At 63.1% G+C, this 18,472-nt stretch carries 13 protein-coding genes; 8 read left to right on the forward strand and 5 right to left on the reverse strand.

The window, feature by feature from the left end; all coding sequences use genetic code 11:
* Window positions 1-179: 179 nt before the first annotated feature.
* Window positions 180-719: an META domain-containing protein gene (locus PQQ86_RS04730; RefSeq protein ID WP_408265146.1), complete on the reverse strand. Its 540-nt coding sequence runs from the start codon at window positions 717-719 to the stop codon at window positions 180-182.
* Between the two features lie 171 nt (window positions 720-890).
* Between PQQ86_RS04730 and purT the strand changes: the two genes are divergently transcribed.
* The 6 genes from purT to PQQ86_RS04760 all read left to right on the forward strand — a co-directional run bounded on the left by purT (window position 891) and on the right by PQQ86_RS04760 (window position 8,268).
* Entirely contained in the window at window positions 891-2,105 is a 1,215-nt protein-coding gene (purT, locus tag PQQ86_RS04735) for a formate-dependent phosphoribosylglycinamide formyltransferase (protein ID WP_408265147.1), read from the forward strand.
* Window positions 2,106-2,236: 131 nt separating this feature from the next.
* A complete protein-coding gene (locus PQQ86_RS04740) occupies window positions 2,237-2,449 on the forward strand; it encodes a DUF6726 family protein (RefSeq protein ID WP_408265148.1) in 213 nt (70 codons plus the stop codon).
* 115 nt (window positions 2,450-2,564) lie between these two features.
* On the forward strand, window positions 2,565-2,933 hold the full coding sequence (locus PQQ86_RS04745; RefSeq protein ID WP_408265149.1) for an MliC family protein: 369 nt from the start codon (window positions 2,565-2,567) through the stop codon (window positions 2,931-2,933).
* A 294-nt stretch (window positions 2,934-3,227) separates the two neighbouring features.
* Window positions 3,228-4,880, forward strand: coding sequence for an acetolactate synthase large subunit (locus tag PQQ86_RS04750; RefSeq protein ID WP_054035013.1), 1,653 nt, complete (start codon window positions 3,228-3,230; stop codon window positions 4,878-4,880).
* A gap of 84 nt (window positions 4,881-4,964) precedes the next feature.
* Complete coding sequence (locus PQQ86_RS04755) at window positions 4,965-6,401, forward strand: aldehyde dehydrogenase family protein (protein WP_408265150.1); 1,437 nt, start codon at window positions 4,965-4,967, stop codon at window positions 6,399-6,401.
* Between the two features lie 379 nt (window positions 6,402-6,780).
* Complete coding sequence (locus tag PQQ86_RS04760) at window positions 6,781-8,268, forward strand: DEAD/DEAH box helicase (RefSeq protein ID WP_097393560.1); 1,488 nt, start codon at window positions 6,781-6,783, stop codon at window positions 8,266-8,268.
* Window positions 8,269-8,371: 103 nt separating this feature from the next.
* On the opposite strand, the gene gluQRS is transcribed toward PQQ86_RS04760, so the two are convergent.
* Both gluQRS and PQQ86_RS04770 read right to left on the reverse strand, forming a co-directional pair.
* Window positions 8,372-9,256, reverse strand: coding sequence for a tRNA glutamyl-Q(34) synthetase GluQRS (gene gluQRS / locus PQQ86_RS04765; protein ID WP_408265151.1), 885 nt, complete (start codon window positions 9,254-9,256; stop codon window positions 8,372-8,374).
* 127 nt (window positions 9,257-9,383) lie between these two features.
* Window positions 9,384-10,247 (reverse strand): sulfurtransferase, encoded by an 864-nt coding sequence (locus tag PQQ86_RS04770; RefSeq protein WP_408265152.1) that lies wholly within the window; start codon window positions 10,245-10,247, stop codon window positions 9,384-9,386.
* A gap of 271 nt (window positions 10,248-10,518) precedes the next feature.
* Here PQQ86_RS04770 and dnaE point away from each other — a divergent pair, with 271 nt between their 5' ends.
* On the forward strand, window positions 10,519-14,094 hold the full coding sequence (gene dnaE, locus PQQ86_RS04775; RefSeq protein ID WP_408265153.1) for a DNA polymerase III subunit alpha: 3,576 nt from the start codon (window positions 10,519-10,521) through the stop codon (window positions 14,092-14,094).
* A 53-nt stretch (window positions 14,095-14,147) separates the two neighbouring features.
* Here dnaE and PQQ86_RS04780 read toward each other — a convergent pair whose 3' ends face one another.
* Entirely contained in the window at window positions 14,148-14,909 is a 762-nt protein-coding gene (locus PQQ86_RS04780) for a glycosyltransferase family 2 protein (RefSeq protein ID WP_408265154.1), read from the reverse strand.
* Between the two features lie 239 nt (window positions 14,910-15,148).
* Here PQQ86_RS04780 and msbA point away from each other — a divergent pair, with 239 nt between their 5' ends.
* Complete coding sequence (gene msbA / locus PQQ86_RS04785) at window positions 15,149-16,942, forward strand: lipid A export permease/ATP-binding protein MsbA (protein WP_408265155.1); 1,794 nt, start codon at window positions 15,149-15,151, stop codon at window positions 16,940-16,942.
* Window positions 16,943-16,993: 51 nt separating this feature from the next.
* On the opposite strand, the gene PQQ86_RS04790 is transcribed toward msbA, so the two are convergent.
* Window positions 16,994-18,085 carry a glycosyltransferase family 9 protein gene (locus tag PQQ86_RS04790; protein WP_408265156.1) on the reverse strand — a complete coding sequence of 364 codons (1,092 nt, stop codon included), beginning with the start codon at window positions 18,083-18,085 and terminating at the stop codon, window positions 16,994-16,996.
* Window positions 18,086-18,472: the final 387 nt, after the last annotated feature.

An 18,472-nucleotide genomic window follows, 5' to 3' on the forward strand; every position in this document is an offset into this window, starting at 1 on the left:
CAAGTATGCTTGCGTCAAATGGGAAAGCAGGCCGGCGTGCGGCCCGCCGTCGGTGAAAAACAACGACTGCTACGGCAACGTGTGCGCGCCATGCGGACCGTGTCGACCGCAACCGCAAATCCGCTTGCCGGTCCGCCCTGCGGTCCACCGGCCGAACCGCTTAATGGTAAGCGTACCGGTCACTTGGCGCTGCGGTCGAACGTGAGCGTGTCGCCGTTATCGAGCACCAGTTGCATCTGCTGCGGCGCGCGCATCTGCACGCCGGTACGGTCGATGTGGTTCAGCGCGTCGAGATACGGACCTTCGATCTGCCCGCCCGGCGTCGCGCACGCCATGCGCGTGCCGCCCAGGGTGCCGAAGCTGAGCTTGCCGTCTTTCAGCGCGTATGAGCCCATGTAGCGATTGCAGCCGGAAAAGCCGCTGGCGTGGCGCTGGCCTTTGTCGGTGGAGAGCACGAGCGTGATCGGCGCGCCCTGATCCGCGGACGGAATCGCGCGAGCCGTGCCGTCGGCCTGTTTCCAGCCACTGAGTACCCAACTGGTGTCGTCGAGCAACTGGGTGGCGGCCGGGTTGAACGGATCGGGCGGTGCCGCTTCCGAGTCGGGATGCTTCGGGATGGCGCACGCGCTGCATAGCGCGGCGACGCTCAACGCGGCGATGGCCGTGCGCGCATAAGGGATCAAGCGCGCAACACCTCGCGCGGAGGAGCTTTGGAGCATGGCGTCGTTCCTCTTCAAACTGGCGAAGGCGTAAGGGTAACGCACTCGGCACGCCGCACGCGAGCGCGACGTCGACGCATCGGGTGCGGTGCGGGGTGCGCATCGGGGGACGCATGTTAACATCGTGTTCTACTCAATCCCACCCTCATCCGACTTTTATCTGGAGACCCCATGCAGATCGGCCAACGGATCGGCACGCCCCTTTCTGAATCCGCCACGCGCGTCATGCTGCTCGGCGCCGGCGAGCTCGGCAAGGAAGTGATCATCGCGCTGCAACGGCTGGGCGTCGAAGTGATCGCCGTCGACCGTTATCCGAACGCGCCGGGTCATCAAGTCGCACATCGCTCGCACGTAATCGACATGACCGACCGCGCCGCCTTGCGCGCGCTGGTCGAACAGGAGCGTCCGCACCTGATCGTCCCCGAGATCGAAGCCATCGCGACCGACGCGCTCGCCGCCATCGAAACCGACGGCCTCGCCGAAGTGATTCCCACCGCGCGCGCCACGCAACTCACGATGAACCGCGAAGGCATCCGCCGTCTGGCCGCTGAAGAACTCAGCCTGCCGACCTCGCCGTACGCGTTCGCCGATTCGCTCGAGGAACTGCGCGCGGGCATCGCCAAGGTCGGCTATCCGTGCGTCGTGAAGCCGGTGATGTCGTCGTCGGGCAAAGGACAGTCGGTGCTGAAGAGCGACGCGGACGTCGAACCCGCCTGGCAATATGCGATGGCGGGCGGCCGCGTGAATCACGGCCGGGTGATCGTCGAAGGTTTTATCGACTTCGAATACGAAATCACACAACTCACCGTGCGCGCGATCGATCCGGCAAGCGGCGAAGTCAGCACGTATTTCTGCGATCCGATCGGGCACGTGCAGGTGGCGGGCGACTACGTCGAATCGTGGCAGCCGCAGCCGATGAGCCCGCTCGCGCTGGAACGTTCGCGCGAAGTGGCGCGCAAAGTCACTGCGGCATTGGGCGGCCGGGGTCTGTTCGGCGTGGAACTTTTCGTGCGTGGCGATGACGTATGGTTCTCGGAAGTGAGTCCGCGGCCGCACGATACCGGTCTGGTCACGCTGTGCTCGCAACGCTTCTCGGAGTTCGAACTGCATGCGCGCGCGATTCTCGGTTTGCCGGTGGATACGTCGCTGCGGGCGCCGGGCGCGTCGGCGGTGATTTACGGCGGGCTGGACGAAACGGCGATCGCTTTCGAAGGCGTCGCGGCGGCGTTGGCCGTGCCGAATGCGGATCTGCGGCTCTTTGGCAAGCCGGAGAGCTTCGTCAAGCGCCGCATGGGCGTGGCGCTCGCCACTGGCGAGACGACCGACGAAGCACGCTCGCGCGCGAAGCAGGCCGCGGCGGCGGTGCGGCCGGTTTCCACGAAGTAAGGCGCGTTAAAGCGCTGCCTTGCGGCGCTGCAGCGTGTCGATGTGCAGTGAAGTGTGAAGTACTCGCGCGCCGCGCAAACCCGTCGCGCGCGAAACCCGGCTCATTGAAGTTCGTTGAAGTAGAGGTACGTATGCCCCTGAAATCCCGCAGGAACATGCGGTCTGGAAGGTTCGGCCGTCTCGGCGCACTGGGTGTGATACTCGCGCTGTGTGCGGGGATGACAGGGTGCGGCCTCGCCGCTGCGCCGTGCCGGGTGGCGTCGGCTGGACTGAAGATCGTGCCGCTGGTCGGACACGTCGCCGCCGCGCCGACCGACGCTTGCGCCGAGGTAATCGACCCATAAGTAATCCACGACCGGTTCGCGGTAGGCTCATGAGCGTTCGTCCCGGGCGCGCAACCCAGCCGCAGCGCAAGGCGTGCCGCCCATGCGTGGTGTGCAACAACAATCGAGGCATCGAATGAAGAAATGGCTTGTTGCAGTCACCGCGGCAGCGGGTCTTGCGGCGCAGTACGGCAATGCATGGGCCGCGCCGTTGAATCTCGCCGACATTCAGGCGAAGAATCGCCAGACGCACAAATACACCTGCGCGACCGGCAAGATTCTGCAAGTGACCTACTGGAACACGGCGAACGGCCAGAGCTTCGCGCTCGTGCCTGTCAAGGGCCAACAACTGCTGTTCGTCAACACGATCTCGGCTTCCGGCGCGAAGTATCAGGCCGGCAGCTACACCTGGTGGACCAAGGGCCCGCGCGCCGATCTGTATGACGCGACGGACGGCGAAAACGCCCCGCCGATGCTGTCCGACTGCGTCACCATCAATCGCTGATCATGACGCGGCGTCTTTCTTCAGACACGCCGCCTGCCTCGCCTGACGTTTGCTTTGCCTTTGCCTCTTGCTTGCGGCGCTGCCCGTCTGCGCGCATCCTTTCCGTTCGAGTAGTAAGCTGTCCGGCGTGGCATCCGCTGTGTCCGTTGCCACTGCTGTCGCCTGTGTCGCCGCTATCGCCGTTATGTCAGGCCGCGCAAGGCTCGCGCGGTTGTCGTCGTCTTCGATCGTCCGATATTGGACTTCAACGGGCGGGCTTATGGCCCGCGTCCGTTTCATCAAGCGAGACCCTCCATGAAAGCATCGGACCTGTTCGTCAAATCGCTGGAAGCCGAAGGTGTCGAGTACGTGTTCGGCATCCCGGGTGAAGAAAATCTCGATCTGCTCGAATCGCTGCGCCGCTCGAAAATTCGTCTGATTCTCACTCGTCATGAACAAGCGGCCGGTTTCATGGCCGCCACGTACGGGCGCCTCACCGGACGCACCGGCGTGTGTCTGGCCACCCTCGGGCCGGGCGCGACCAACTTCGTGACCGCTGCCGCGTACGCGCAGTTAGGCGGCATGCCGATGCTGATGGTGACCGGGCAGAAGCCGATCAAATCCAGCAAGCAGGGGCATTTTCAGATCGTCGACGTAGTGCGGATGATGGAGCCGCTCACCAAGTACACGCGGCAGATCGTGTCGATCGCCAACATTCCGGCCGCGGTGCGCGAAGCGGTCCGTCAGGCAGAGGAAGAACGGCCTGGCGCCACGCACCTCGAATTGCCGGAAGACGTCGCGCACGAAGAGGGCGACGGCCATCCGATTCCGAAGAGCTTCAGCCGCCGTCCCGTCGCCGAGGAAAAGGCCGTGGCGCGCGCGGTGGAGGCGATCACGAAAGCGAAGCATCCCTTGCTGATGATCGGCGCGGGCGGCAACCGCAAGACCACCACCAAGATGTTGCGCGAATTCGTCGACCAGATCGGCATTCCGTTTTTTACGACGCAGATGGGCAAGGGCGTGATCGACGAATCGCACCCGATGTGGCTCGGCAACGCCACTTTGTCCGACGGTGATTTCGTGCACCGCGCGATCGACCACGCGGATTGCATCATCAATGTCGGCCACGACGTGATCGAGAAGCCGCCGTTTTTCATGCGCAGCGGCGACGCCGGCGAGAAGACGGTAATTCACGTCAACTTTCTCGGCGCGGAAGTCGACACGGTGTATTTCCCGCAGATCGAGGTGGTCGGCGATATCGCCAACGCGGTGTGGCAGCTCAAGGAAAGCCTCAAGGAGCGTCAGGAACACTGGGATTTCACGCGCTTCAAGGAGATCAAGCAGCACTTCGAGGAGCATCTGGTCAAAGGCCAGCACGACGACCGTTTCCCGATGTACCCGGTACGGATCGTCAACGACGTCTACGAGACCACGCCGGTTGACGGCATCGTGTGTCTGGACAACGGCATGTACAAGATCTGGTTCGCGCGCTACTACCGCGCGCACGAACCGAATTCGCTGCTGCTCGATAACGCGTTGGCGTCGATGGGCGCTGGGTTGCCGTCGGCGATCGCGACCAAAATCGTGCACCCGGACCGCAAGGTCATGGCGGTGTGCGGCGACGGCGGCTTCATGATGAATTCGCAGGAGCTGGAAACGGCGGTGCGTCTGAAGCTCGATCTGGTGGTCCTGATTTTGCGCGACGACGCGTTCGGCATGATCCGCTGGAAGCAGGAAAACATGAACTTCCCGGACTACGGCATGACGCTGCGCAACCCGGATTTCGTCGCGTATGCAGAGAGCTACGGCGCGAAGGGGCATCGCATTGAATCGGCCGCGGAATTCGCGCCGCTGCTGCGCGAATGTTTCGCGACGCCGGGTGTGCATGTGATCGATCTGCCGATCGACTACTCGGACAACGAGCGTGTGCTGAATCGCGAGATCAAGCGGCTGAGCGCCCAATTATGAATGGTGCGGCCATGTGCGGAAACGGGGCATAGCCCTTGCCGGCTGCGTGGCTGACGTCAGGCATTGGATCAAGGAGAACGCGTCATGTTGAACAAGACTTACCCGTACTATCTCGCCAACGTTGCGGTGGCGGCCAACACGGATCTCGAAGTCACGGACAAATTCAGCGGCGAAGTGGCGACCCGCGTGGCGATGGCGGACGCAGCGGCGATCGACAAAGCAATCGGCTATGCCGTCGAAGCGATGCCGGCAATGCGCGCGTTCCCGCCGTTCAAGCGCCAGGCCGTGCTCGAACATTGCGTGAAGCGGTTTCGCGAGCGTTACGACGAGTTGGCGCTTGCGCTGTGTATCGAAGCCGGCAAGCCGATCAACGACTCGAAAGGCGAGGTCACGCGTCTGATCGACACGTTCAAGGTGGCGGCGGAAGAGTCGGTGCGCATCGACGGTGAGATCATCAATCTGGAGATCTCGCCGCGGGCCAAGGGCTATCACGGCTATGTGAAGCGCGTGCCGATCGGTCCGTGCTCATTCATCTCGCCGTTCAATTTTCCGCTGAACCTGACCGCGCACAAGGTCGCGCCGGCGATCGCGGCAGGCGTGCCGTTCGTGTTGAAGCCGGCGAGCCGCACGCCGGTCGGCGCGCTCATCATGGGCGAGATTCTGGCTGAAACCGACTTGCCCAAAGGCGCCTTCTCGATTCTTCCGGCGCATCGCGATGGCGCCGATCTGTTCACCACCGATGAACGTTTTAAGCTGCTGTCCTTCACCGGCTCGCCCGCGGTGGGCTGGGAACTGAAGAAAAAGGCCGGCAAGAAGAAGGTGATTCTGGAGTTGGGCGGCAACGCGGCAGCGATCGTCGACGGCGATCAGGGCGGCAAGCTCGACTACGTGGTCGAGCGGCTGGCGTTCGGCGCGTTCTATCAGTCGGGACAGAGTTGCATCGGCGTGCAGCGGATTCTGGTGCACGCGAAGATTTACGATGCCCTGCGCGAGAAGCTGATCGCGAAGACGAAGTCGCTGATCATGGGCGATCCGAAGGACGAAAAGACCTTTGTTGGGCCCATGATCTCCGAATCCGAGACCAACCGTCTCGCCGGCTGGATGGAAAGCGCAGTGCAGGCGGGCGCGAAAATCGTCGCCGGCGGTAAGGTGGAGGGCGCGATGTTCGAGGCCACGCTGCTCGAAGGCGTGAAGCGCGACACGGACCTCTATCGCAAGGAAGCCTTCGGCCCGGTGGCGATTCTGGAGCGTTTCGATGATTTCGACGCTGCGCTGGCCACCGTCAACGACAGCGACTTCGGCCTGCAAGCCGGCGTGTTCACCGATTCGCTCGCCCATGCGCACCGCGCGTGGGATCTGCTCGACGTGGGCGGCGTGGTGATCAACGACGTGCCCTCGTTCCGGGTCGACAACATGCCGTATGGCGGCGTGAAAGACTCCGGGCTCGGGCGCGAGGGCGTGCGCTACGCGATCGAGGATATGACCGAGATGCGCCTGATGGTGATGCGCGAGACGTGGTGACGGGGCGGTGCGGCCGGGTCGGGTCGAGCCGGACTGTCATGCATCTGTCGCACGCGCGCACTACGCTGCCTGCGAAGCGTTCCGACCCTCGCAGGCCGCTTTTCGGGGTCGGCGCGGGCGGTCTGGCGGGACGCTCGCCATCCGGCTTTCGCCTACGTAAGCAGAAAGCCGGCAGATGCGCCATGAGTGTTTTTGCTGAAGTGCTACAATACCGGCCTTTCCGGCGGGTGTTTCCGCCGGCCGGAGCCGGCCGCATTTTTCCCGTAATACTGACGGGTCCCGTGCGGAACGCCGTGGCTCCGCCTTCATCCTGATGCCCTCTGCGGTTCCGACCGCTGCCGCGCGCACCGCGCCAAGTGCATTTTTAGCGAAAGCCACCATGTCCGACACAGCCGTCACGCCCAGTACTGCGACTTTTGATCAATTCGGTCTCGCGCCCGACATCCTGAAAGCCGTCAAAGAATCGGGCTACACCATCCCTACGCCGATCCAGGAGCAGGCGATTCCCGTCGTGCTGGCCGGCCGGGACATGATGGGCGCCGCGCAAACCGGCACCGGCAAGACCGCGAGCTTCTCGCTGCCGATCATCCAGCGCTTGCTGCCGCAGGCCAGCACGAGCGCTTCGCCCGCCCGCCATCCGGTGCGCGCGCTGATCCTTACGCCGACCCGCGAACTGGCCGACCAGGTGGCGGCGAACGTGCAGTCGTATGCGAAGCACACGGCGCTGCGTAGCGCCGTGGTGTTCGGCGGTGTCGATATGAATCCGCAGTCCGAGCAACTGCGCCGCGGCGTCGAAATTCTGATCGCCACGCCGGGCCGTCTGCTCGACCACGTGCAACAGAAAACCGCCAATCTCGGCCAAGTGCAGATCCTCGTGCTCGACGAAGCCGACCGGATGCTCGACATGGGCTTCCTGCCGGATTTGCAGCGCATCCTGAACCTGCTGCCGAAGGAACGTCAGACGCTGCTGTTTTCGGCCACATTCTCGGGCGAAATCAAGAAGCTCGCCGCTACCTATCTGCGCGACCCGCAGACGATCGAAGTCGCGCGCAGCAATTCGACTGCGACCAATGTGACGCAGATCGTTTATGAAGTTGCCGAGGGCGACAAGACCGGCGCGGTCGTCAAACTGATTCGCGACCGTGGCCTCAAGCAGGTAATCGTGTTCTGCAACAGCAAGATCGGCGCGAGCCGGCTGGCGCGGAGTCTGGAGCGCGATGGTGTGATCGCCACGGCGATCCACGGTGACCGGACCCAGAATGAACGGATGCAGGCTCTGGACGCGTTCAAGCGTGGCGAGATCGAGGCTTTGGTGGCGACTGACGTTGCTGCACGGGGTTTGGATATTGCCGAACTGCCCGCCGTGATCAATTTCGATCTGCCGTTCAATGCGGAAGATTATGTGCACCGGATTGGCCGCACCGGGCGTGCTGGCGCTTCCGGCGATGCGTTGTCGCTGTGCAGCCCGAACGAGCGCAAGCAGCTTGCCGATATCGAGAAGCTGATCAAGCGGCCTTTGGAAGTGCAACACCTGACTGTCGATACGCCGGTGCGGCATCACCATGAAGAGCGTCCGCCGCGGCGCGAGCGCGTGGATGGCCGTGCAGAGGGCCGTGACGAGCGGGGTGGTCGCCGGCGTTCGGGGGCTTCGTCTTCAGGTTCGTTTGACCGGCCGCATCATCATCGTGCGCAGCCTGTGGATGATTTCTTCCTCAAGCCTTATGAGCCTTCGGCGGCTTCCGTGAGGAAGGTTGAGGAGGCGGCTGCATCGTCTGCTGCTGCTCCGCAGAAGTCGACTTCCAAGCAGCCGTTGGCTGCGTTGCTGGGTGGGTTTGGGATGCCGAGGAAGTCGCCGTCGTCTACCTGATTCCTGGCTTTTTGCCTTGGTCTTGTTGTTTTTAGCGCTTCTTTTCTGCACGGTTCACTGGCGCTGCCTCTGTTCGGGGCGGCCGCTACGGCCCCCGCCGCCATCACACTCGCACGCCCGTGCGCTGCGCCCATGCTGCCGTCGCGGCAGCATAAAAACCCTCTAGCGTCGTATGCACTGCCCCGTCTAGCTCAAGATCCAGATGACGCGCGGCTGCGCTCAGCGCTTCAAGCGGTTTGTCATTGTCCAGCGCCGTTGCCCCGTTTTGCTTGCTGAGCTTTTCGCCCTGATCGTTCGTGACTACCGGGACGTGCAGGTACTCCGGGGTCGGCACGCCGAGGCAACGCTGCAGGTAGATCTGCCGCGCTGTTGAATCCATCAAGTCCGCGCCGCGCACGATGTGCGTAATCCCCGCGTCCGCATCGTCGACCACCACCGCCAGTTGGTACGCCCACTGATCGTCAGCGCGTCTCAGGACGAAGTCGCCGACCTCGGTGGCCAGGTTCTGCGTCTGTCTGCCCTGCCAGCGGTCCTCGAATGTGATCACCGCCGCGTCGCCGTCAGGGACGCGCAGGCGCCATGCGCGCGCCGGTTTGCCATGCAGGCCGCTGCGGCAGGTGCCGGGGTAGGCGAGCGTGGTGTTGCGTGCGTGCGTATGGAGCAGCGAGTCGGCAATCTCCTTGCGCGTGCAGCCGCATGGATAGACCAGGCCGGCGGCCTTCAATTGCTCCAGCGCTTCCTGATAGCGCGCAATACGATCGCTTTGCCAGACCGGCGGCTCGTCGGCATGCATGCCGAAATGCTCGAGGGTCGACAGAATGTCTTCAGCTGCGCCAGGGACGGTGCGAGGCCCGTCGATGTCTTCGACGCGCACAAGCCACGCACCGCCATGCGCGCGCGCGTCCAGCCAGCTTGCGAGCGCGCTCACCAGTGAGCCGAAATGCAAGGGCCCGGTAGGCGACGGCGCGAAGCGTCCACGATAGGTCATGGGTTCAATCGGTGTGCTGATGCGCAAATACGATGAACAACTGAGGGACCCATGCCGCTCAGCCATGAATCCGTATAGGGGCGGTGGGCCGCAACGTGGAGGCGCCTGCCCGCTGCAACCGCCCGCATCACGCGGCGTGCGCCGCCTTGCTGTCCGGATGGCATTCCGGACACGTCTTGCCCGCCACGTACATCGGCGATTGTTGCGCCTCGGGCGTCACCACCGCGCGGCAGCCGAAGCATTGCACGGTCGCGGTCGGCTCCAGTTGTGGATTCAGCGCGGTGCGGTAGTCGAATACGAAGCAGTCACCGTGATAGTGCGCGCCGCCGACTTCCTCGAAATACTTCAGGATGCCGCCTTCGAGCTGGTACACGTTCTCGATGCCGACTTCTTTCATGTGGATCGCCGCCTTCTCGCAGCGAATCCCGCCTGTGCAGAACGACACGACCGTCTTGCCTTCGAGATCGGCGCGGTTTTGTTCGATGACTTCGGGGAATTCGCTGAATTTCGTAATGCGGTAGTCGAGCGCGTCGTCGAACGTGCCGACGTCCACTTCGAACGCATTGCGTGTGTCCAGCATGACGACGGGGCGGCCTTCGTCGTCATGGCCGCGGTCGAGCCAGTTTTTCAGCGTGGGGGCGTCGACGAACGGCGCGCGGCCAAGCTCCGGCTGGATGGCCGGCTTTTTCATCGTGATGATTTCGCGCTTGAGCTTGACCAGCATGCGGGTGAACGGCTGCTTGTCCGACAGGCTTTCCTTGAACTGCAGATTGACGAACTTGCCTTCGAACAGCGCGTCGTGACGGATGTAGTCGATGAACGCGTCCGTGGCCTCGCGCGTGCCGGCGACGAACAGGTTGATGCCTTCCGGCGCCAGCAGAATGGTGCCGCGCAGGCCGAGCGTATTACAGCGCTCCGTAACGAACGGGCGCCATGCAGCGGTGTCTTCGATGGTCGCGAAATGATACGCGGCGAGATTGACGATACTCATGTGTGTCCAGCGGTAAGAAGTGGCGGCGCGGGAAACGGGGCGCATTGAAACGCCCGCATTCAAACTCCATGCGGCGCCGCCACGTCGAAAAGGGCGAAACCCGTATTATCCCTCAAGCTGACGCTTTGGCCGACTCAGCCGAATGGCCAACCCTTTGCGGCAGCGCAAATCGCCTGCACAACGCCGGTGTACGGTGCGCTCGCGTTTCCGTCCTAAGCCGAACGGCTAACGCGCGGTTTTGGCCTGAAAACTCCGGAAGGGTGGAGTTACAATGTCGCCCATGTCAGATCCCCGCTTCGTTCATCTTCGCGTCCACTCCGAATTCTCGATTGCCGATGGCATCGTGCGCCTTGACGACGTCGTCAAGGCCGCTGCCAAAGACGGTCAGGGTGCGCTCGCCCTCACCGACCTCGGCAACGCGTTCGGCCTCGTCCGTTTCTACAAGGAAGCCCGTGGCAAAGGGGTCAAACCCATTGCCGGCTGCGACGTCTGGATCACCAATCCGGACGACCGCGAGAAGCCTTCCCGGTTGTTGCTGCTGGTCAAGAACCGGCGCGGCTATCTGAATCTGTGCGAGCTGCTCAGCAAGGCATCGCTCACCAACCAGTATCGCGGCCGTGCGGAAATCGAAGCCGGCTGGCTCGAATCCGGTCTGGGCGAAGGCCTGCTAGCGTTGTCGGGCGCACAACAGGGCGACATTGCCCTCGCGCTCGCCGCCGGCAACGAAGAAGCGGCCAAACGCAATGCACTGCATTGGGCGAAGGTGTTCCCCGGTGGCTTTTATATCGAACTGCAACGGTGCGGTCAGCCGGGCGGCGAGCAGTACGTGCAGCAGGCGGTTGCGCTCGCGGCATCGCTGAAATTGCCGGTGGTGGCCACCCACCCCATGCAGTTCATGACGCCGGACGATTTCACCGCGCACGAAGCGCGCGTGTGTATTTCCGAAGGCGACATCCTGGCGAATCCGCGCCGCTCGAAGCGCTTTACGTCCGAGCAGTATTTCCGCACGCAGGAAGAAATGGCGGGGCTGTTCGCGGACCTTCCGTCGGCGCTCGCCAATAGTGTCGAAATCGCCAAACGCTGCAACCTGACGCTCGAACTCGGCAAACCGAAGCTGCCGCTCTTCCCGACGCCCGACGGCATGTCGCTCGACGACTACCTTGTGCAATTGTCGAAAGAAGGCCTCGAAAAGCGTCTCGAACAGCTGTACCCGGACGCGGCCGAGCGCGAGGCACAGCGCGAAACGTACTACCAGCGCCTCGAATTCGAGTGCGGCACGATCATCAAGATGGGCTTTCCGGGCTACTTCCTGATCGTTGCGGACTTTATCAATTGGGCGAAGAACAACGGCGTGCCGGTCGGTCCGGGCCGGGGCTCGGGCGCAGGTTCGCTGGTCGCGTATGCGCTCGGCGTGACCGACCTCGATCCGCTGCGCTACAACCTGCTGTTCGAACGTTTCCTGAATCCGGAACGGGTCTCGATGCCCGACTTCGACATCGACTTCTGCCAGCACGGCCGCGACCGTGTGATTCAGTACGTGAAAGAGAAGTACGGCGCGGACGCCGTGTCGCAGATTGCCACCTTCGGCACGATGGCGGCGAAAGCGGCGGTGCGCGACATCGGACGCGTGCTCGATCTCGGCTATATGTTCACGGACGGCATCGCCAAGCTGATTCCGTTCAAGCCGGGCAAGCACGTCACCATCGCCGACGCGATGAAGGAAGAGCCGCTCTTGCAGGAGCGCTTCGACAACGAAGACGAAGTGCATCAGCTGCTCGAACTTGCGCAGCGCGTGGAAGGCCTGACGCGTAACGTCGGTATGCACGCCGGCGGCGTGTTGATCGCGCCCGGCAAGCTGACCGATTTCTGCCCGCTCTATACGCAGGGCGACGAAAGCGGCGTCGTGAGCCAGTACGACAAGGACGACGTCGAAGCCGTCGGCCTCGTGAAGTTCGACTTTTTGGGCCTCACCACGCTGACCATTCTGGATTGGGCCGAGCGCTATATCCGCCGTCTCGATCCGTCGAAGAAAGACTGGTCGCTCGCGCAGGTGCCGCTCGACGACGCGGCGTCGTTCTCGATCCTGAAGAAAGCGAACACGGTCGCTGTATTCCAGCTGGAAAGCCGCGGCATGCAAGGCATGCTGAAAGACGCGCAGCCTGACCGCTTCGAGGACATCATCGCGCTGGTCGCGTTGTACCGTCCGGGCCCGATGGACCTGATCCCGAGCTTCTGTGCGCGTAAGCACGGCCGCGAGGTGGTGGAGTATCCGGATCCGCGCGTCGAACCTGTTCTGAAAGAGACCTACGGCATCATGGTCTATCAGGAGCAGGTGATGCAGATGGCGCAGATCATTGGCGGCTACTCGCTCGGTGGCGCCGACTTGCTGCGTCGCGCGATGGGTAAGAAGAAGGCCGAGGAAATGGCCGAGCACCGCGAGTTGTTCCGCCAGGGTGCTTCGAAAAACGGGCTGACCGGCGAGAAAGCGGACGAAATCTTCGACTTGATGGAGAAGTTCGCGGGCTACGGCTTCAACAAGTCGCACGCGGCGGCGTATGCGCTGCTTGCGTACTACACCGCGTGGCTGAAGGCGCACCATCCGGCTGAATTCATGGCGGCGAATATGTCGCTCGCCATGGACGACACGGACAAGGTCAAGATCCTGTTCGAGGACTGCCTCACGAACAAGATGGCCGTGCTGCCGCCGGACGTCAATCTGTCGGCGTACCGTTTCGAGCCGGTCGCGGAAGCGGACGGCAAGCGCTCGAAAACGATACGTTACGGTCTCGGCGCGATCAAGGGCAGCGGCCAGAACGCGATTGAAGAAATCATCCGCGCGCGCGAAGAAGGTCCGTTCATCGACATCTTCGACTTCTGCAACCGGGTCGACCGCCGGATCGTCAATCGCCGCACGGTGGAAGCATTGATTCGTGCCGGTGCGTTCGACACGCTGCATGCGAATCGTGCACAGTTGATCGCCTCTGTCTCGCTGGCCATGGAAGCCGCCGAGCAGGCGAGCGCCAATGCGATGCAGGCGGGCCTGTTTGATATGGGCGACGCGCCGTCGCAAGGTCACGAGCTGGTCGACGAACCGGAATGGCCAGAAAAGAAGAAGCTGCAGGAAGAGAAAGCCGCGCTCGGCTTTTACCTGTCGGGCCATCTGTTCGATGCCTACAAGGATGAAGTGCGCCGCTTCGTGCGCCAGAAGATCGGCGAATTGAAGGAAGGGCGCGACAAGCTGGTCGCGGGTGTGATTGCATCGCTGCGCACGCAGATGACCCAGCGTGGCAAGATGTTGATCGCGCTGCTTGACGACGGCACCGGCCAATGCGAAGTGACCGTCTTTAACGAGACCTTTGAAGCGCACAAACAGCTATTCAAGGAAGACGAATTGCTGGTTGTGCAGGGCCAGGCGCGTAACGACGCATTCACCGGCGGCATCCGCTTCACGGTCGACACGGTGATGGACCTCGGCCGCGCGCGTTGCCGTTATGCGGAAGCCGTGAAGGTCCAGATGAACGGCAATGCGGACGCGCTGGCATTGCGGCGTGTGCTCGAAGCGCATAGCGCGGGTAAGGACGAGCCGCAAGCTACGCCGGCACCGGTGGCGTCATCGCGTGGCGGCAACGGAGGCGGTGGCGGCCGCAACGGTGGCGGTTATGGCGGCGGTGGCCAGCGTCAGGCTGTGCAGATTCCGAACGGCCTTGCTGTGCAGGTGGTCTATCGCAGCGAAAACGCGCAAGGCGAAATGCGTCTGGGCGACGCGTGGCGCGTGAAGCCGACCGACGAACTGCTCGCGGCATTGCGTGGTGAGTTTGCCGGAAGCTCGATCGAAATCGTTTATTGACGTCTGGGTGGCCCGCGCGGTCGCGTGGGCCTACCGTTGGCGAGCCGTGGCCGCTAGCGCCGCGTCTGCTCCCCCATCCGCGCCAGCTTCAGAAACCGGTAGTACACCGTTTCGGCGTTGAACACCGCGATCATAAAACCCGCGCGGCCGTCGAGAAATCCACGCCGAAGCACATAGGTCCGCACGAACGCCCACGCGCCGCGTCCGAGCGCCTTGCCAAAGTTGCCGCGCTTGCCGGCTGCGTGACGTTGCTGCGCACCCGCTGTCGAATACGCGTCGAGCTTGCGCAATACGCCTTCGAAGTCCTCATAGGAGTAGTGCATCAGCTTGCCGGTCAGACGCTGCGACGGCGTGTCGAACACCAGGCGCTCGTGCACGAGGTCGTCGGAGAAACGCGCGGCGCCACGTTTGAACAGGCGCGGAATCCAGTCCGGGTACCAGCCGCTGTGGTGAATCCAGTGGCCGCAAAAGCTCGACAACCGGTCAACCGCGTAGACATCGGCGGCGGGCGCGGCTAGCGCCGCGCGGATCGCCGCAGCCAGTTCCGGCGTGACGATTTCGTCGGCGTCGAGCGAGAGAATCCAGCTGGTGGTCAGCGCGTCCACGGCGCGGTTTTTTTGCGGACCGAAGCCCGGCCAGTCGGTTTGCTCCAGCACGCGCGCGCCGTGTGCCCGGGCGATCTCGGCGGTACCGTCGGTGCTGCCGCCGTCGATCACGACGATCTGATCGGCGAAGGCCACGGCCTGCAGGCATTCGGCCAGTCGCGCCGCCGCGTTTTTGGTGATGATGGCGACGCCGAGGGTGGTTTCTTGCATACCTGAATTGCGTGGAGGGTGCAGGGTGGCGAAATGGGTCGCGCAAGTATACACAGCGCGCGGTGGCCGTGGCCGGACACGCCCACCGGCCGCTGTCGGCCTGTGAATCCGGCGAATCTGGCCAATTCATCACTACCGGCCGCGCAATCCGCAACCGTTTACAATGCCGTATTTAATTTTACGTGCGGCGGGCATTCCGCCCGCCGCACGGATGCTGTCCCGCATTCCCAGAGGATTCCTTGAGCGCGAAGCCTACGTTAAGCAAACCCATCGGTTCAGGTGAGGCATCGTCGCCTGCCGTCGTCTTCCGGCGCTTGTGGCCATATATCAAGCCGCTGTTGTGGGTGGTGGTCGGCGCGATCGCCGCAATGGCCGTGAGCGCCGGCACCGACGCGGCGATCCCCGCCTTGCTCAAACCGCTGCTGGACAAGGGTTTCGGCGCGCATGCCAACGACAACGCCAAGTGGTTCGTACCGGCAGCAGTGATCGGCCTCGCGCTGATTCGCGGCGTGTCGCAATATGCTTCGGGTTATCTGCTTGCCTACGTGTCGAACAAGATCCTGCTCGATCTGCGCCTGAAGATGTTCGACCGCATGATCCACACGAGCGTGGCGTTCTTCCAGCGCGAAACCGCGAGCACGGTGATCAACGCGATCGTCTTCGAGGTCAACCAGATTCTCAACGTGTTGTTGAGCGTGCTGGTCACCCTGGTGCGCGATTCGCTGACAGTCGTCTTCCTGCTCGGCTACCTGTTTTATCTGAACTGGCGCCTGACGCTGATCGTCGCCGTGCTGTTGCCGGGGATCGGCTGGCTGGTGGGCAAGATCAACCGCCGTTTGCGGCGTCTGAACCGCGAGCATCAACTGCTGACCAACGAACTGTCGTACATCGTCGAAGAGACGGTGGGCGGCTACAAGGTCGTCAAGGTGCACAACGGCGAGCAGTACGAGACGGACCGCTTCACGGCGATGAGCAAGCGTCTGCGCGGCTACGCCATGCGAATGACCGTCTCCGGGGGCCTCGCGCAACCGTTGACGCAGTTCCTCGCGTCGATTGCGCTCGCCGTGGTGATTACGATTGCCGTGGTGCAGTCGTCGTCGGATCAGACTACTGTGGGCGGCTTTGTGGCGTTCGTCACGTCGATGCTGCTGATCATCTCGCCGCTGAAGCACCTGATGGACGTGAACCAGCCGCTGCAACGCGGCATGACGGCGTGCGAGCTGATTTTCGGCCTGATCGACGAGCCCTCCGAACCGGAAGGCGGCGGCAAGCCGCTCGAGCGGGCCCGCGGCGAAGTGGAATTCCGCGACGTGTCGTTCACCTACGGCAGCAACGCCACGCATGGCCGCCACACGCTCGACCAGGTGTCGTTCAAGGTGGCGCCGGGCGAAATGGTGGCGCTTGCGGGCCCGTCGGGCAGCGGCAAGACCACGCTGGTGAATTTGCTGCCGCGCTTCTTTGATCCGACCGGTGGCGAGATTCTGGTTGACGGCGTCGCGCTGCCTGAATACGGCCTGCACGCGCTGCGCAGCCAGATCGCGATGGTGAGCCAGGACGTGGTGCTGTTCAACGATACGGTGGCGAACAATGTCGCTTATGGCCAGCCGGCCGACCCGGACAAGGTCAAGGCGGCGCTGCGCGCGGCGAACCTGTGGGACACCGTCGAGGCGATGCCCAATGGCATCGATACGCTGGTCGGCGACAACGGCATGATGCTCTCGGGCGGTCAACGCCAGCGTCTGGCGATTGCGCGCGCGATCTACAAGGACGCGCCGATCCTGATTCTCGACGAAGCCACCTCGGCGCTGGATTCGGAATCCGAGCGCCACGTGCAGGCGGCGCTGGAAACCTTGATGAAGGGGCGGACCACGCTCGTGATCGCGCACCGTTTGTCGACCATCGAACGCGCCGACCGGATTCTGGTGATGGATGCAGGGCATATCGTCGAACGCGGCAGCCATCGCGAGTTGCTGGCGCAAGGCGGGCTGTACGCGCATTTGCATCGCATCCAGTTCCAGCAGGACGCAGCGTAGGCGGGTCGGTCGGGCGCGGGCCTATGCCCGAGCCCGACCGACCCGGCAGTGTCAGGCGAATTCGCGCTTGAACGGCTGCGACAACTGTTTGTCGATCGCGCCCATCACCTCCGCCGGCGCGATCTCATCGACGCCGCCGCTGCTCTGGATGCCGATCGAATGGCATTGCCCGGTGAGCCGCAGATAGGGCGGCTCACGATCGGAAAAGAGCGAAACGCTTGGCGTTGGTGTCGAATGCGCGACATGCATCAACCCGCCATCCGCGCCCACGAACAAGGCGGCCTTCGACACCACCTCACGCGACTGCAGCAGCGTCAACTGCCCGACGCACGAACTGACGTTGAGCCGGCTGAAGCGCTGTTCGAGCAGCGCGCGCGCCATTGCCAGCCCGTTGTCCGAGCCGACCAGCATGACGTGCTTCGGCATGTCGTCGTTCGTGGATTGGTCGATCAGTTCGAGCAGCGCGCCCCAGTGCCGATAGGTGCGATTCGCATCCAGCCCGCCGATCGCCAGCACGAGGAACTGCCCGCCCGGCAGGAAAGGGCGTACGGACTCGCGGGTGTGGGGCTTCGCCGCGAGATACGGCTTGCTCGTCGCGACGATTTCCTCTGGCGAATGGCCGAGCGCAAACACGTCGTTGACCGCGGCGTGGCTGAAGCAGGTCTGATTGCGATCCGGCCCGAAGAAATACTGGAACAGACAGGCGTACGGCAAGTGCTTGAAGTGCCGGCTTTTCAGCTTGATCGACGGCAGGTTGTACTCCGACATCAGGATCGCGTCGTACTGCCGGCCCTCGAGGGCGTCCAGGTCGGAAAACACGTTCCCGAAGACGTCGTCCTCCTCGAATAGCGTGTGCAGGTTCGGCAGCGTAAACAGGTCGATCTCGAAGCCGCGCCCCTTCAGCAGCGCGCGTCCGGACATGTCCATGGTCGCGTCGCCGAAATTGCGCTTGCCGGTGTAGATCCAGAGCAGCCGCTTCACCGTTGCGGCGCTGGCCAGTTCAAGGCGCGTCTGTCCATGCCATTTCAGCAGCCAATGCTTGTGCAGGTACTTCTTGACGATTTTCGCGCGCGGCGTCTTTTGCAGAAATGCCTCAGGCTCGTGGGCAACGCCCGCATACGGAATGCGGGTGGAGCGGGTCACGGCCGTCTCTACGATTCTTTTCAGGGCGCCGGGTGCGCTGCGATGGAGCGCGCGCATCAATCGATTCATTGCTGAGATGGCGAGGTATGGCCAGAATGTGGGGCGACTTGAAGACCTGGCCCGTGTGGGGGCATTAGTGGCCGGTCGTAGCGACCGACCGGTATCTTACCAATATCCCGGCGGGGCGCGCACAAGCCGTCGGATTAATCGGATAGGCACGCGAACCCGGTACAATACTGGGGCCAACATCCCGGTCGCACGCCCCTTGTCGCGCGGCCGGTTAAATTCATAAGACATGTCGACGCCCGCCAAACAATCTTCCCTGAGCGTCAACTTACGAAGCCTGCTGCCAGCGTTATTCCTCCTCACGTATCCATCGGCCACCCT

Source organism: Paraburkholderia sediminicola (assembly GCF_046026675.1).
Lineage (GTDB): Bacteria > Pseudomonadota > Gammaproteobacteria > Burkholderiales > Burkholderiaceae > Paraburkholderia > Paraburkholderia sediminicola_F.

What these genes read in the sequence shown, in the direction of transcription:
- PQQ86_RS04750 (WP_054035013.1), top strand. Translation starts at nt 3,228, where the DNA reads ATGAAAGCATCGGACCTGTTCGTCAAATCGCTGGAAGCCGAAGGTGTC.
- PQQ86_RS04730 (WP_408265146.1), bottom strand. Translation starts at nt 719, where the DNA reads ATGCTCCAAAGCTCCTCCGCGCGAGGTGTTGCGCGCTTGATCCCTTAT.
- PQQ86_RS04760 (WP_097393560.1), top strand. Translation starts at nt 6,781, where the DNA reads ATGTCCGACACAGCCGTCACGCCCAGTACTGCGACTTTTGATCAATTC.
- dnaE (WP_408265153.1), top strand. Translation starts at nt 10,519, where the DNA reads ATGTCGCCCATGTCAGATCCCCGCTTCGTTCATCTTCGCGTCCACTCC.
- PQQ86_RS04755 (WP_408265150.1), top strand. Translation starts at nt 4,965, where the DNA reads ATGTTGAACAAGACTTACCCGTACTATCTCGCCAACGTTGCGGTGGCG.
- PQQ86_RS04740 (WP_408265148.1), top strand. Translation starts at nt 2,237, where the DNA reads ATGCCCCTGAAATCCCGCAGGAACATGCGGTCTGGAAGGTTCGGCCGT.
- purT (WP_408265147.1), top strand. Translation starts at nt 891, where the DNA reads ATGCAGATCGGCCAACGGATCGGCACGCCCCTTTCTGAATCCGCCACG.
- gluQRS (WP_408265151.1), bottom strand. Translation starts at nt 9,256, where the DNA reads ATGACCTATCGTGGACGCTTCGCGCCGTCGCCTACCGGGCCCTTGCAT.
- PQQ86_RS04780 (WP_408265154.1), bottom strand. Translation starts at nt 14,909, where the DNA reads ATGCAAGAAACCACCCTCGGCGTCGCCATCATCACCAAAAACGCGGCG.
- PQQ86_RS04770 (WP_408265152.1), bottom strand. Translation starts at nt 10,247, where the DNA reads ATGAGTATCGTCAATCTCGCCGCGTATCATTTCGCGACCATCGAAGAC.
- PQQ86_RS04745 (WP_408265149.1), top strand. Translation starts at nt 2,565, where the DNA reads ATGAAGAAATGGCTTGTTGCAGTCACCGCGGCAGCGGGTCTTGCGGCG.